The following is a 12,733-nucleotide window of genomic DNA, read 5'->3' on the forward strand; positions in this document are numbered from 1 at the left end:
CCTGCGGCCCGGCAAAGCCGGTTCCGCGGTGTCCCACGAAGGGACCAGCGAATCAACAACGGACCGTTTTCATCATGAGTGGTGTGACTTCGTCGGCGCTCCCAACTGCGGGAGCGCCTTTTTCACGTGCCAACCGGGCAGGGGGCGCCAAGCGCGTGCTGCCCGGTTTCCACATCACGCTCGGCTTCACGGTCTTCTATCTGTGCCTGATCGTGCTGATCCCGTTGTCGGCGCTGGTCTTCAAGACCTTCACGATGACCTGGGAGCACTTCTGGGTGTCGGTGACCGCGCCGCGCGTGATGGCCTCGTACCGCCTGACCTTCGGCGCCTCGCTGATCGCCGCGATGGTGAATGCGGTGTTCGGCCTGCTGGTGGCCTGGGTGCTGGTGCGCTACAAGTTCCCGGGCAAGCGCATCGTCGATGCGCTGGTCGACCTGCCGTTCGCGCTGCCCACGGCCGTGGCCGGCATCTCGCTCACGGCGCTGCTCGCGGGCAACGGCTGGATCGGGCAGCTGCTTGAGCCGCACGGCATCAAGCTGGCGTTCACGCCGGCGGGCATCGTGATTGCGCTGATCTTCATCGGGCTGCCGTTCGTGGTGCGCACGGTGCAGCCGGTGCTCGAAGACACCGAGAAAGAACTCGAAGAAGCCGCGACCTCGCTCGGCGCCACGCGCCTGCAGACCTTCACCAAGGTGATCTTTCCGGCGATTGCACCGGCATTGCTCACGGGCTTTGCGATGGCCTTCGCACGCGCCATCGGCGAGTACGGCTCCGTGATCTTCATCGCCGGCAACATGCCGATGATTTCCGAGATCACGCCGCTCATCATCATCGGCAAGCTGGAGCAGTACGACTACACGGGCGCCACCGCGGTCGCGCTGGTGATGCTGGTGCTGTCGTTCATCCTGCTGCTGGTCATCAACGGCCTGCAAGCCTGGCAACGCAAGCGCGCAGGAGCCTGACATGAGCGCACCTTCGAAAATCATTCGCCGCGCGCAGGCCGGCACCACCGAGTCGGCCTGGGTCCGCTGGACGCTGATCGGCGTCGCCCTGGCGTTCATGTTCCTGTTCCTCGTGCTGCCGCTGGCGGCCGTGGCGGTCGAGGCGCTGCGCAAGGGCCTCAATGCCTACCTCGAGGCGCTGAAGGAACCCGATGCGTGGAGCGCGATCCGCCTCACGCTGATCACCGCCGCCATCGCGGTGCCGATGAACCTCGTGTTCGGCGTGGCCGCAGCGTGGGCCATCGCCAAGTTCGAGTTCCGCGGCAAGGCCTTTCTCACCACGCTGATCGACCTGCCGTTCGCGGTGTCGCCGGTGGTGGCGGGCCTGATCTACGTGCTGGTGTTCGGCGCGCAGGGCTGGTTCGGCCCGTGGCTGGCGGAGCACGACATCAAGATCATCTTCGCCGTGCCCGGCATCGTGCTGGCCACCGTGTTCGTGACCTTCCCCTTCATCGCGCGCGAACTCATTCCGCTGATGCAGGCGCAGGGCACCGACGAGGAGCAGGCCGCCATCGTGCTCGGCGCGACCGGCTGGCAGACCTTCTGGCGCGTGACCTTGCCCAACATCAAGTGGGGCCTGCTGTATGGCGTGATCCTGTGCAACGCGCGCGCCATGGGCGAGTTCGGTGCGGTGTCGGTGGTGTCGGGCCACATCCGCGGCCAGACCAACACGATGCCGCTGCACGTCGAGGTGCTCTACAACGAATACCAGTCGGTGGCCGCCTTCGCGGTGGCCTCGCTGCTGGCGATCCTGGCGCTGGTCACCCTGGTGATCAAGTCGGTCATCGAGTGGCGCCATGAGCGCGAAATGAAAGCCATCGCCGAGCTGCCGCCCGAGCGCCCCCCCGAGCCTTCGGCGGCCTGAGAAGACGAGAGAACAAGACCATGAGCATCGAAATCCGCAACATCAGCAAGCAGTTCGGCGACTTCCGGGCGCTGAACAACGTGAACCTCGACGTCGAGTCGGGCGAACTGGTCGCGCTGCTCGGCCCCTCGGGCTGCGGCAAGACCACGCTGCTGCGCATCATCGCGGGCCTGGAAACGGCCGACACCGGCAGCATCCACTTCTCGGGCGAAGACACCACCGACGTGCACGTGCGCGAGCGCCAGGTCGGCTTCGTGTTCCAGCACTACGCGCTGTTCCGCCACATGACCGTGTTCGAGAACGTGGCCTTCGGCCTGCGCGTGAAGCCGCGCAAGGAGCGCCCGAGCGACGCGCAGATCAAGGCCAAGGTGACCGACCTGCTCAAGCTGGTGCAGCTCGACTGGCTGGCCGACCGCTACCCGTCGCAGCTGTCCGGCGGCCAGCGCCAGCGCATCGCGCTGGCCCGCGCGCTGGCGGTGGAGCCCAAGGTGCTGCTGCTGGACGAACCCTTCGGCGCGCTCGACGCCAAGGTGCGCAAGGAACTGCGCCGCTGGCTGCGCCGGCTGCACGACGAGCTGCACGTCACCTCGATCTTCGTCACGCACGACCAGGAAGAAGCGCTCGAAGTGGCCGACCGCGTGGTGGTCATCAACAAGGGCCGCATCGAGCAGGTCGGCTCGCCGCAGGACGTGTGGGACAAGCCCGCGAGCCCGTTCGTCTACGGCTTCCTGGGCGACGTGAACCTGTTCCACGGCCGGGCCGACAACGGCGCCGTGCAGCTGGACGGCATGCGCATCGACTCGCCCGAGCACAGCAGCGCGCGCGACGCCAAGGCGCTGGCCTACGTGCGCCCGCATGACCTGGATGTGACACGCTACGTGTCGGGTGCCACGGGCATCGTCGCCACGCTGTCGCGTGCGATCGTGGTCGGACCGATCGCGCGGCTGGAACTTGAGCCCACCGAAACGAATCCAGATAATCCGGGCTCCGGAACCATCATCGAAGCGCAACTCCCTGCGCAACAGTTCCGCGACCTGGGCTTGAAGGAAGGCGACACCGTCGTCGCCAACCCCCGCAAGGCCAGGGTGTTCGTAGAAGAAGATTGGGTATCTCCTTGATCCATTGGTACTTCGGCGCGCCGCGCCGCGCGCTCGGGCTGATCTGCCTGGCCTGTGTCCTCATGCTGGCCTTCGGGCTGTATCTGCAGCACGTGGTCGGGCTCGAACCCTGCCCGATGTGCATCGTGCAGCGCTATGCGCTGATGCTGGTGGCGCTGTTCACCGGCCTGGCGGCGCTGTTCAACAGCCGCGGCCTGCAGGTGACGGGCGGGGTGCTGGCGCTGGCGGCGGCGGTGGGCGGTGCCTACACGGCGGCGCAGCAGAGCTGGCTGCAGTGGTATCCGCCCGAAGTCGTCTCGTGCGGGCGTGACCTGTACGGGATGATCGAGACCTTCCCGCTCAAGCGCGCACTGCCGATGATCTTCCGCGGCGGCGGCGACTGTTCCAAGATCGACTGGTCGCTGTTCGGCCTGACGCTGGCGAACTGGTCGTTCATTGCGTTCACGGTGCTGGCGCTGTTGCTCCTCACCTTGCTGCTGCGTCGGCGCACGGCGCGCTGAGTTCTTTTTCAGTAGTTCTTGCGGCGTGGCCCGCTGTCCTTCGAGGGCAGCGGCCCACGCCGTTTTTCATGGGTCGCTGCGCAGGCCCGTGCAAAAAGCCCGCCGAAACGCATGCTTTAGCAGCCCTTCAGCAACCGGGGCTAGGATCAATCGCATCCCTTCCCGGGCCTTGCCGCCCGATTCATCCCACTTCTTCACTGCATGCCCACCACTCCTTCGCGACGATCGCGCAAGCTTCTTGTCGGCCTGGCCTTGCTCGTCGTGCTGGCCATCGCAGCCTTCTTCTGGCTGAGCCCGCCGAAGAAAAGCGACTACCTCACCGCCACCGTGCAGCGCAGCGACCTGGAGAACGCGGTGCTCGCCACGGGCGTGCTGCAGGCCTTCAAGCAGGTCGAGGTCGGCGCGCAGGTGTCCGGCCAGCTCAAGTCGCTGAAGGTGGTGCTCGGCCAGACAGTGAAGAAGGGCGACTGGCTCGCCGAGATCGATCCCGTCATCTCGCAGAACACCTTCGCGCAGGAACAGGCCAAGCTCGAGAACCTGCAGGCCCAGAAGCTCGCCAAGGAAGTGCGCGTGAAGCAGGCCGAACTCACCTGGGCGCGCCAGCGCGAGATGCTGGCGCAGGACGCCGCCGCGCGCCAGGACCTGGAAAGCGCCGACACCGAGCTGCGCGCGCTGCGCGCCGACGCCGTCTCGCTCGACGCGCAGATCCGCCAGCAGAAGCTGGCCCTGGCCTCGGCGCAGACCAACCTGTCGTACACCCGCATCATGGCGCCCATCGACGGCGACGTGGTGTCCATCAGCACGCTCGAAGGCCAGACCGTGGTGGCCTCGTTCCAGGTGCCCACGCTGATGAAGCTGGCCGACCTGTCGACCATGACCGTGAAGGCCCAGGTGTCCGAGGCCGACGTGGTGCGCGTGAAGGCCGGCCAGCCGGTGTACTTCACCATCCTGGGCGACCCCGACACGCGCTACCACGGCACGCTGCGCGCGGTGCAGCCCTCGCCCGAGAAGATCAACAACGCCGTGTTCTTCAACGCGCTGTTCGACGTGCCCAACCCCGAGCGCACGCTGCGCGTCGACATGACGGCGCAGGTCGCCATCCTGCTGGGCGAGGCGAAACAGGCGCTGACCGTGCCGCTCACCGCGCTCGGCACGCGTGACAAGGACGGCCGCCACGAAGTGCGCGTGCTCCTGCCCGACCAGCGCGTGGAAAAGCGGCAGGTGCGCGTGGGCATCAGCAACAACTTCCAGGCGCAGGTGCTCGAAGGCCTGAAGGAGGGCGACAGCGTCATCACCGGCGATGCCTCGGCGCTGGAGAAGACCGACGGCAGCACCAACGACAGCGGCAACCGGAGGCCGCGCCAGTGACGCAGCCGCTGCTGACCCTGCGCGGCATCGGCCGCAGCTTTCCCTCGGGCGAGCAGGAGGTCCAGGTGCTGAAAGACGTCAACCTGGACATCGGCCACGGCGAAATGCTGGCCATCGTCGGCGCCTCGGGCTCGGGCAAGTCGACGCTCATGAACATCCTCGGCTGCCTCGACCGGCCGACCACCGGCACCTACACCGTGTCGGGCCAGGACGTCGGCACGCTCGACAGCGACGCGCTCGCCGCGCTGCGGCGCGAGCACTTCGGCTTCATCTTCCAGCGCTACCACCTCATGCAGCACTTGACGGCCACCGGCAACGTCGAGGTGCCCGCCGTCTATGCCGGCACGGAGGGCGTGGCGCGCGACGCGCGGGCGCGGCAGCTGCTCGCGCGCCTGGGCCTGGAAGACCGCACCGAGCACCGGCCGAGCCAGCTTTCGGGCGGCCAGCAGCAGCGCGTGAGCATCGCGCGCGCGCTCATGAACGGCGGGCAGGTCATCCTGGCCGACGAGCCCACCGGCGCGCTCGACAGCAAGAGCGGCCAGGAGGTCATGGGCATCCTGCGCGAGCTGCATGCGCAGGGGCACACGATCATCATCGTGACGCACGACATGCAGGTGGCACGCTGCACCGAACGCATCATCGAGATCGCCGACGGCGTGATCGTCGGCGACCGGCCGAACGTGCCGACCGTGGCCGCACCCGCGCAGACGGTCGGCGACGACGCCCCCACGCCGCCCGCCATGACGCGCCCCACGCTGGGCATTGCGCGCTTCAGCACCGGTTGGGCGCGTTTCTCCGAAGCCTTCCGCATGGCCTGGCGCTCGATGATGGCGCACCGCATGCGCACGGCGCTGACCATGCTGGGCATCATCATCGGCATCACCTCCGTGGTGTCGATCGTGGCCATCGGGGAGGGCGCCAAGCGCTTCGTGCTGGCCGACATCAAGGCCATCGGCACCAACACCCTCGACATCTACCCGGGCCACGACTTCGGGGACGACAAGGCCGCGAGCATCCGCACGCTGTTGCCGGCCGACCTGCAGGCCATTGCCGCGCAGCCCTACGTGCACAGCGTCACGCCGACCACCATGCGCAGCCTGCGCCTGCGCTACCGCAGCGCCGACGTCAACGGCAACGTGAACGGCGTCAGCGACAACTTCTTCAGCGTGCGCGACATCCAGATGTCCAGCGGCACGGACTTCGACGCCAACGACGTGCGGCACCAGTCGCAGGTGGTGGTGATCGACCAGAACACGCGGCGCAAGCTCTTTCCCGACGGCACCGATCCGGTCGGCAAGATCATCCTGGTGGGCAGCCTGCCGTGCACCGTGATCGGCGTGGCGCAGGAAAAGAAGAGCATGTTCGGCGAGAACAAGTCGCTCAACATCTGGCTGCCCTACAGCACGGGTGCAAGCCGCCTGTTCGGCCAGCAGCACTTCGACAGCATCACCGTGCGCATCCGCGACGACCAGCCCACCAAGGCGGCCGAAGAGAGCATCGTGCGGCTGCTCACGCTGCGCCACGGCGGCAAGGACTTCTTTACCTTCAACATGGACAGCATCGTGAAGACGGCCGAGCGCACGAGCCAGTCGCTCACGCTGCTGCTGTCGCTGATCGCGGTGATCTCGCTCGTGGTGGGCGGCATCGGCGTGATGAACATCATGCTGGTGTCGGTGACCGAGCGCACCCGCGAGATCGGCATCCGCATGGCCGTGGGGGCGCGTCAAAGCGACGTGCTGCAGCAGTTCCTGACCGAGGCCGTGCTCGTGTGCCTGGTCGGCGGTTTCATCGGCGTGATACTGTCGTACGGCATCAGCTTTGTGTTCTCGCTGTTCGTGAAGCAATGGCAAATGATCTTTTCGCTCGGGGCCGTGGTGTCGGCTTTTTTGTGCGCGTCGCTCATCGGCGTGCTGTTCGGGTACCTGCCGGCGCGCAACGCCGCGCGGCTTGACCCCATCGAGGCACTGGCGCGTGAGTAGCGCCCGACCGACCCTGGCGGGACTCGCCATCGCGCTGGCGCTCGGCGGCTGCACGCTGTTCGCGCCGGAGCGGCGCGAACACCGACCGCTCGGCGTGCCGCAGGCGTGGCAGCAGCAGCAACAGCCCCTGCCGCAGAACGCGGCGGCCGTGCCGCAGGCCCGCTGGTGGACCGCCTTCCACGACGCGCGGCTCGACACCCTGATCGACAGCGCCCTGCGCACCAACAACAACCTGGCCGCCGCCGGCATCCGCGTGCAACGGGCGCAGCTGCAGGCCGGCCTGGCGAACACCAACCTCACGCCGGGCGTGACGGGGCAACTGGGCACCCAACGCAGCTTCGACCTGAAGCGCGGCGGCGTGGCCGCATCGAGCGCGAGCTCCTTGCTGAGCCTGAGCTACGAAGTTGACCTGTGGGGCCGCCTGTCGGCGCAGCGCAGCGTTGCCGACTGGGAGCTGCAGGCCACCCAGTCCGACCGCGAGGCCACGGCGCTGGCGCTGGTGGGCACCACGGCCGGGCTCTACTGGCAGACCGGGTACCTGAACCACCGCATCGCGCTGAGCGAGGCCGGCATGGCCGATGCGCGGCGCATCCAGGCGCTGGTGCGCGCCAAGTACGCGGCAGGTGCCGTGTCCGGGCTTGACGTCGCGCAGGCCGGCCAGAACCTCGCGAGCCAGGAGGCCGCGCACACGCAGTTGCTGCAGCAGCGTGTCGAGGCGCGCAACGCACTGGCGATCCTGTTCGACATGCCGCCCGACGTCCCGAGGGACGAGCCCTCGCAGCTGCCAGACACCGCCTTGCCCGTGATCGATGCCGGCCTGCCCGCCAGCCTGCTGGCTCGCCGGCCCGACCTGCGTGCCGCGGAGCAGCGCCTGCGGTCCTCGCTGGCGAACGTCGATGCCACGCGCACCAGTTTCTACCCGGTGCTGAGCCTCACGGGTTCGCTGGGCGCGGGAAGCAATGCCCTGGGCGAGGTGCTGAAGAACCCGGTCGCGACCCTCGGTGCTGGCCTGGTGCTGCCTTTCCTGCAATGGAACACCGCGCGGCTGACCGTCGCCGTGTCGCAGACGCGTTACGAAGAAGCGGTCGTCGGGTTCCGCCAGTCGCTGTACACCGCGCTGTCCGAGGTGGAGAACACGCTGTCGTCGCGCACCCAGCTGCAGGACGAAAGCGTGAAGCTGGCCCTGGCGCTGCAGCAGGCGCAACGCGCGGAGGCCTTGTCGGAAGTGCGCTACCGCGCCGGCGCCACGGCGTTGCAGCCGGTGCTCGATGCCAAGGACAAGCGCCGCCTCGCGGAGGTGTCGGTGGCGCAGAACCGGTTGAACCAGCTCAACGCCACGATGACGCTGTACAAGGCGTTGGGTGGCGCGGCCATCGTCGAGTAGGAAGAGAGGAAGAGCTCCCACATCACAGCAGGTGCCCGGCAGGCGGTGCGGTGTGGGCGGCCCCTCTGTGCCGCCGAGGAGCGCAGCGTTTCGCGGATCAGGGCTCGCAGCTGTTTGAGCCGCAGGCGAGTTCTGCGAGACCCCGCGAAACGCGAGCACCGCAGGGGAGCCGCGAAGCGGCCGGCACAGTGGGGCCGACCGCGCCGTACCGCCTGCCGGGCGCCCCTCAAAAAGAGGCTAGGCCTGAAACGGCGGCGCCCCCCGCAGCTTGCGAAAAAGCAACCCCGGCAGCCGCAAAACAAACTCAACCATCAGCCGCGTGTGCATCCAAGTCAGCAGCACATTGTCCCGCCCATAGCGAAAGTGCGACACCCCGCCTTCCTCCGCCGTCAGGTACTTCACAGGCGCATCGATGTTCACCGGCTTGACCCCGCGCCAGGCCAGCCGCACGACCGCCTCGGTATCGAAGTCGAAGCGCCGCATCCACGGTTGCCGCGCCATCACCGCGATCAGGTCGACCACCGGGTACACGCGAAAACCGTAGAGCGAATCGCCCACGCCCGCGAACAGCGTCTCGAGCTGCGTCCAGCCGTTCGACACCCGCCGCCCGCGCACCCGCAGCAGCGGCGCGCTGGCGTCGAACACCGGCCGGCCCAGCACCATCGTCTCGGGCCGCGCCAGCGAGGCGTTCATGAAAGAGGGGATCAGGTCCGCCGGATGCTGCCCGTCGGAATCCATCGTGAGCGCATGCGTGAAGCCGGCGTCCTTCGCGGCCCGCAAGCCGTGCAGCACCGCCGAGCCCTTGCCCTGGTTCTGCGGCAGCACCCACACGCACAGCCCCGGATCGCTGGCCGCCATCTGCTGCAGCCGCTCGCCCGTGCCGTCGTCGCTGCCATCGATCACCACCCACACCGGGTTCCATTGGGCCCGCGCGGCCGCGACCGTCGAGAACAGGCGCTCGCCCGTGTTGTAGCTGGGGATCAGGACAAGGTGGGTGCGCGAGGCGTCTGCTGGCATTCGGGGGACGCGTCGGTGGCGCGCTGCTCCATGTGTTGACGGAAATAGTGCTCCAGCTCGACCTGCAACGCATCGCTGTCCTGCGTCGGCGCAAAGCGCTTGCCCAGCCGCAGCGTGAAGACGATGGGCAGCGGCGGCACGCGCCACAGCGGCCAGCCCTTGCCGAGGTAGGGCGAGTCGGTGTCGATGAACACGGTCTGGATCGGCGCCTGCGCCAGCTTGGCAATCAGCGTGGTGCCGGGGCGGAAGGGGTTCAGCGGCGGCGTCACCGTGCGCGTGCCTTCGGGAAAGATCACGAGCTGGCCGCCCTGGCGCAGGTCGTTGACCGCCAGGCGCACCATCGTGCGGGCCGACTTGTTGCTGATGTAGCGCGCCAGCCGGGCCCCGGCGCCGAGGAAGATGTTGCCCATCAGATCGGCCTTCATGATGCAGGCGCTGCGCGGCAGCCGCGCCACCAGCAGCAGCGCGTCGAGCATGGTCGGGTGGTTGGCCACGAAGATCACGCCGGGTTCGTTGCGCATTGGGTCCAGGCACGAAGCGTCGATGCGCATCATGCCGGTGACCGAGGCGAGCCACCAGAACATCCGGTAGGCAAAGGCGATGGTCATGCGGCCCAGCGCGCGCGCCGGTGCGGCCGGCATCACCGGGTACAGCAGCATGGCGACCAGGTTCCAGACCAGCGAGATCAGGCCGAGGAACAGCAGCAGCGCATAGAGCATCAGCGCGAGCGGGATCGACGTGAGAAGACGCAGCACGTTCATGGGTGGTGTCGGTCGGGCAGGCGGACGGCGGGCCGCTCAGGCGGCCTGCAGCCGGCCGGCGGCGACCGTGTGGGCCTCGATCTCGACCAGCAGATCGCTGCGGCAGATGTCGGCTTCCAGGTACACCGCATGGCGGGCCATCGGCGACTGGGCGCCGAGCGCGGCTTCGATCACCTCGCGCACGGCCTCGGTGTCCGACGGATGCCGCACGTACACCACGCAATCGAGCGCGTCGAGCGAGAAGCGCGCCGTGGTCTGCGCATGGGCGGAGGCGATCACGGCCTCGAGGTTGCGCAGCGTTTCACGGGCCTGCTCACGCACGTCGCCGTGGTGCACCGTTTCGTGCCCGACGATGCTCGCCGTGCCCGAGATGAACAGCGCCACCTGGCCGTCGCCGATGTCCGCCAGCGCGGCGCGCGAGAAGGTCGGCGAGCGCGGGCCGTAGGTTTCGGGATAGCGGTAGGCCGACACCTGCCGCGGGTTCTCGACCGGCAGCGGCGCGGCGCGTCCCGCGAGAAAACGGATCGACAGCGCACCCTGGCGGATGCCCAGCGCACAGGCGGCCGGGGCACCCTCGAAGGCGGCGCGGCCGGCTTCGAAGAAGGCTTCCTGCCGACCGAGGTTGAACTGGCGGTAGCGCTCCAGCCCGCCGCCGTCAGCGTTGATGCGCGGCAGGTAGTTCCAGATGCGCTGCAGGTGCGGCGTGTCGGCCTGGTCGAGCGTGCGGAACAGGTCGCGGTAGGCGCGCTGTGCAAGCTCGGTCAGGCTCTGGCCCTCCACGGCTTCATCGAGGTCAATGGCGCCCAGCAACCAGTGTCCGTCGGTGCGCCAGCGCGCGATGCCGGTGGTGCCCGACCGGACCTGTGCGCCGTCGGCCACGTGCCACACATCGGCCATCGCGCCCTGCGGCGACAGCACGCGCGCGTTGACCGTGGGCATCCAGGCGACACCGTGCGGCGTGCCGTAGCCGAGCGCGGCGAAGGGTGCATGGCTGTGCGTGGCCAGCGCAAGGCTGTCCGGCAGCGAGAGGCGCTCCACGCGCAGGGGGGAATGAAGGCGGTCGTCCTGGGGGCGCACGTTCATCGAACCTCGTCGGCGGTGGATTCGGGTTTGCGGCCGGTGTAGGCCGAGAAGACCCCGAGGCTCGCATGCCGGCGCACGTCGCTGAAGCCGGCGGCGCCCAGTGCCTGCATGACGCGCTCGGGCGGGATGCAGGCCTCGATCGTGTCCCAGTAATAGCGCCACAGCTCCGAGGTGTCGCTGCGGCGGCCGACCACGCGGGCGATCAGCGGCACCACGGCGCGCATGTAGCCCTTGAGCAGCGCGGTGGCCAAGCGGCCTTCGGGCTTGGTGATCTCGAGCACCACCACGCGCCCGCCAGGGCGCAGCACGCGATGGAATTCGGAAAAGGCGGCGGCCACGTCGCTGATGTGGCGCATGGCGTAGCCCATGCTCACGAAATCGCAGCTGGCGTCGGGGCGGGGCAGGGCCTCGGCCACGCCTTGAATCAGTTCGACGCCGGGCAGGCGGACCTGGCCCATCATGCCCACGCTGGGGTCGACGCCGGTGAGCTTGCCGGTGGATCCGATGAGCTTCAGAGCTTCGCGGGCGACGAGCCCGGTGCCGATGCCCACGTCGAGCACCTGCGCGCCCGCCGTGAGGCCGGCCTGCTTCAGTGCGTCGCGCCGGTACGCGGGGCCGGTGCCGAAGGCCAGCACGGCTTCGATGCGGTCGTAGTCCGCGGCCGTGCTGTCGAAGATGCGCCGCAGGAACGCCTGGTGCTCCGCTTCGGTGTTGTAGTACAGCGGCAGCGGGGCGTGCGGCGGCAGGGCGTCGGGATTTCCCGTACCGGCAATGGGCGATGGCGTCATCGAACAATTATCACCAAAAGGTCCGGGCGGAAATCCCGGGCGCCGGGGAGCGTTGTGTGCGCCGGACAGTAAACTCCACACTTGCTTTGAAAACACACGACAGCGAGAGAGATAGCCATGGCCGGACATAGCAAGTGGGCAAATATTCAGCACCGCAAGGGCCGCCAGGACGAGAAACGCGGCAAGCTCTGGACCCGCGCCATCCGTGAAATCACGGTGGCGGCACGCGCCGGCGGCGCCGACCTCAGCGCCAACCCCCGGCTGCGGCTGGCGGTCGAGAAGGCCAAGGCGGTCAACCTGCCCATCGACACCGTCAAGCGCAACATCGACAAGGCCACGGGCAACCTCGAAGGCGTCAATTACGAAGAAATTCGTTACGAAGGGTACGGCATCGGCGGCGCGGCGATCATCGTCGACACCATGACCGACAACCGCGTGCGCACCGTGGCCGAAGTGCGCCACGCCTTCTCCAAGCACGGCGGCAACATGGGCACCGAAGGCTCGGTGGCCTTCCAGTTCAAGCACTGCGGCCAGATCATCTTTGCGCCCGGCACCAGCGAGGACAAGGTCATGGAAGTGGCCCTGGAAGCCGGCGCCGAGGACGTGATCACCGACGACGACGGCGCCATCGAGGTGCTCACCGCCATCGGCGACTTCGAGGCCGTGAAGAACGCGCTCGAAGCCGCGGGCCTGAAGCCCGACGCCGCTGAAATCACCATGCGCGCCGAGAACACCGTGGACGTGACCGGTGAAGACGCCGCCAGGATGCAGAAGCTCCTCGACGTGCTCGAGGACCTGGACGACGTGCAGGACGTTTATCACAACGCCGCACTGTCCGACTGAGCGAATGAATGATGGATCCACAGCGA

The 12,733-nt window shown here is 68.1% G+C and carries 12 protein-coding genes; 8 read left to right on the top strand and 4 right to left on the bottom strand.

Going from position 1 to position 12,733, the window contains the following annotated elements; translation table 11 throughout:
* Positions 1-74 precede the first annotated feature (74 nt).
* The 7 genes from cysT to AC07Q9_RS08015 all read left to right on the top strand — a co-directional run bounded on the left by cysT (position 75) and on the right by AC07Q9_RS08015 (position 8,215).
* Positions 75-962, top strand: coding sequence for a sulfate ABC transporter permease subunit CysT (gene cysT / locus AC07Q9_RS07985; RefSeq protein ID WP_489061332.1), 888 nt, complete (start codon positions 75-77; stop codon positions 960-962).
* A gap of 1 nt (position 963) precedes the next feature.
* Positions 964-1,866 carry a sulfate ABC transporter permease subunit CysW gene (gene cysW, locus AC07Q9_RS07990; RefSeq protein ID WP_495308619.1) on the top strand — a complete coding sequence of 301 codons (903 nt, stop codon included), beginning with the start codon at positions 964-966 and terminating at the stop codon, positions 1,864-1,866.
* A 20-nt stretch (positions 1,867-1,886) separates the two neighbouring features.
* Entirely contained in the window at positions 1,887-2,984 is a 1,098-nt protein-coding gene (locus AC07Q9_RS07995; protein WP_062470081.1) for a sulfate/molybdate ABC transporter ATP-binding protein, read from the top strand.
* Positions 2,981-3,484 carry a disulfide bond formation protein B gene (locus AC07Q9_RS08000; RefSeq protein WP_062470083.1) on the top strand — a complete coding sequence of 168 codons (504 nt, stop codon included), beginning with the start codon at positions 2,981-2,983 and terminating at the stop codon, positions 3,482-3,484. The genes AC07Q9_RS07995 and AC07Q9_RS08000 overlap by 4 nt, the downstream gene beginning before the upstream one ends.
* A gap of 201 nt (positions 3,485-3,685) precedes the next feature.
* Positions 3,686-4,852, top strand: coding sequence for a macrolide transporter subunit MacA (gene macA / locus AC07Q9_RS08005; protein WP_495308621.1), 1,167 nt, complete (start codon positions 3,686-3,688; stop codon positions 4,850-4,852).
* A complete protein-coding gene (gene macB, locus AC07Q9_RS08010; RefSeq protein ID WP_495308623.1) occupies positions 4,849-6,831 on the top strand; it encodes a macrolide ABC transporter ATP-binding protein/permease MacB in 1,983 nt (660 codons plus the stop codon). The genes macA and macB overlap by 4 nt, the downstream gene beginning before the upstream one ends.
* Positions 6,824-8,215 (top strand): efflux transporter outer membrane subunit, encoded by a 1,392-nt coding sequence (locus AC07Q9_RS08015; RefSeq protein ID WP_495308625.1) that lies wholly within the window; start codon positions 6,824-6,826, stop codon positions 8,213-8,215. Before macB ends, AC07Q9_RS08015 begins: the two co-directional genes overlap by 8 nt.
* 237 nt (positions 8,216-8,452) lie before the next feature.
* Here the strand turns inward: AC07Q9_RS08015 and AC07Q9_RS08020 are convergent, their stop codons facing one another.
* The 4 genes from AC07Q9_RS08020 to AC07Q9_RS08035 are packed head-to-tail and all read right to left on the bottom strand — an operon-like array spanning position 8,453 to position 11,864.
* A complete protein-coding gene (locus AC07Q9_RS08020) occupies positions 8,453-9,232 on the bottom strand; it encodes a glycosyltransferase family 2 protein (protein WP_495308628.1) in 780 nt (259 codons plus the stop codon).
* Entirely contained in the window at positions 9,196-9,993 is a 798-nt protein-coding gene (locus AC07Q9_RS08025) for a lysophospholipid acyltransferase family protein (RefSeq protein ID WP_489061322.1), read from the bottom strand. The genes AC07Q9_RS08020 and AC07Q9_RS08025 overlap by 37 nt, the downstream gene beginning before the upstream one ends.
* Before the next feature lie 36 nt (positions 9,994-10,029).
* Positions 10,030-11,076 (bottom strand): chorismate transformation FkbO/Hyg5 family protein, encoded by a 1,047-nt coding sequence (locus AC07Q9_RS08030; RefSeq protein ID WP_495308631.1) that lies wholly within the window; start codon positions 11,074-11,076, stop codon positions 10,030-10,032.
* Entirely contained in the window at positions 11,073-11,864 is a 792-nt protein-coding gene (locus AC07Q9_RS08035; RefSeq protein WP_495308632.1) for a class I SAM-dependent methyltransferase, read from the bottom strand. Before AC07Q9_RS08035 ends, AC07Q9_RS08030 begins: the two co-directional genes overlap by 4 nt.
* Before the next feature lie 117 nt (positions 11,865-11,981).
* Between AC07Q9_RS08035 and AC07Q9_RS08040 the strand changes: the two genes are divergently transcribed.
* Entirely contained in the window at positions 11,982-12,707 is a 726-nt protein-coding gene (locus AC07Q9_RS08040; RefSeq protein WP_056580425.1) for a YebC/PmpR family DNA-binding transcriptional regulator, read from the top strand.
* The last annotated feature ends 26 nt before the right edge of the window (positions 12,708-12,733 follow it).

It is taken from the genome of Variovorax sp. GW821-FHT09A10 (assembly GCF_059418385.1).

What these genes read in the sequence shown, in the direction of transcription:
- cysW (WP_495308619.1), top strand. Translation starts at nt 964, where the DNA reads ATGAGCGCACCTTCGAAAATCATTCGCCGCGCGCAGGCCGGCACCACC.
- AC07Q9_RS08025 (WP_489061322.1), bottom strand. Translation starts at nt 9,993, where the DNA reads ATGAACGTGCTGCGTCTTCTCACGTCGATCCCGCTCGCGCTGATGCTC.
- cysT (WP_489061332.1), top strand. Translation starts at nt 75, where the DNA reads ATGAGTGGTGTGACTTCGTCGGCGCTCCCAACTGCGGGAGCGCCTTTT.
- AC07Q9_RS08020 (WP_495308628.1), bottom strand. Translation starts at nt 9,232, where the DNA reads ATGCCAGCAGACGCCTCGCGCACCCACCTTGTCCTGATCCCCAGCTAC.
- AC07Q9_RS08035 (WP_495308632.1), bottom strand. Translation starts at nt 11,864, where the DNA reads ATGACGCCATCGCCCATTGCCGGTACGGGAAATCCCGACGCCCTGCCG.
- AC07Q9_RS07995 (WP_062470081.1), top strand. Translation starts at nt 1,887, where the DNA reads ATGAGCATCGAAATCCGCAACATCAGCAAGCAGTTCGGCGACTTCCGG.
- macA (WP_495308621.1), top strand. Translation starts at nt 3,686, where the DNA reads ATGCCCACCACTCCTTCGCGACGATCGCGCAAGCTTCTTGTCGGCCTG.
- AC07Q9_RS08030 (WP_495308631.1), bottom strand. Translation starts at nt 11,076, where the DNA reads ATGAACGTGCGCCCCCAGGACGACCGCCTTCATTCCCCCCTGCGCGTG.
- AC07Q9_RS08040 (WP_056580425.1), top strand. Translation starts at nt 11,982, where the DNA reads ATGGCCGGACATAGCAAGTGGGCAAATATTCAGCACCGCAAGGGCCGC.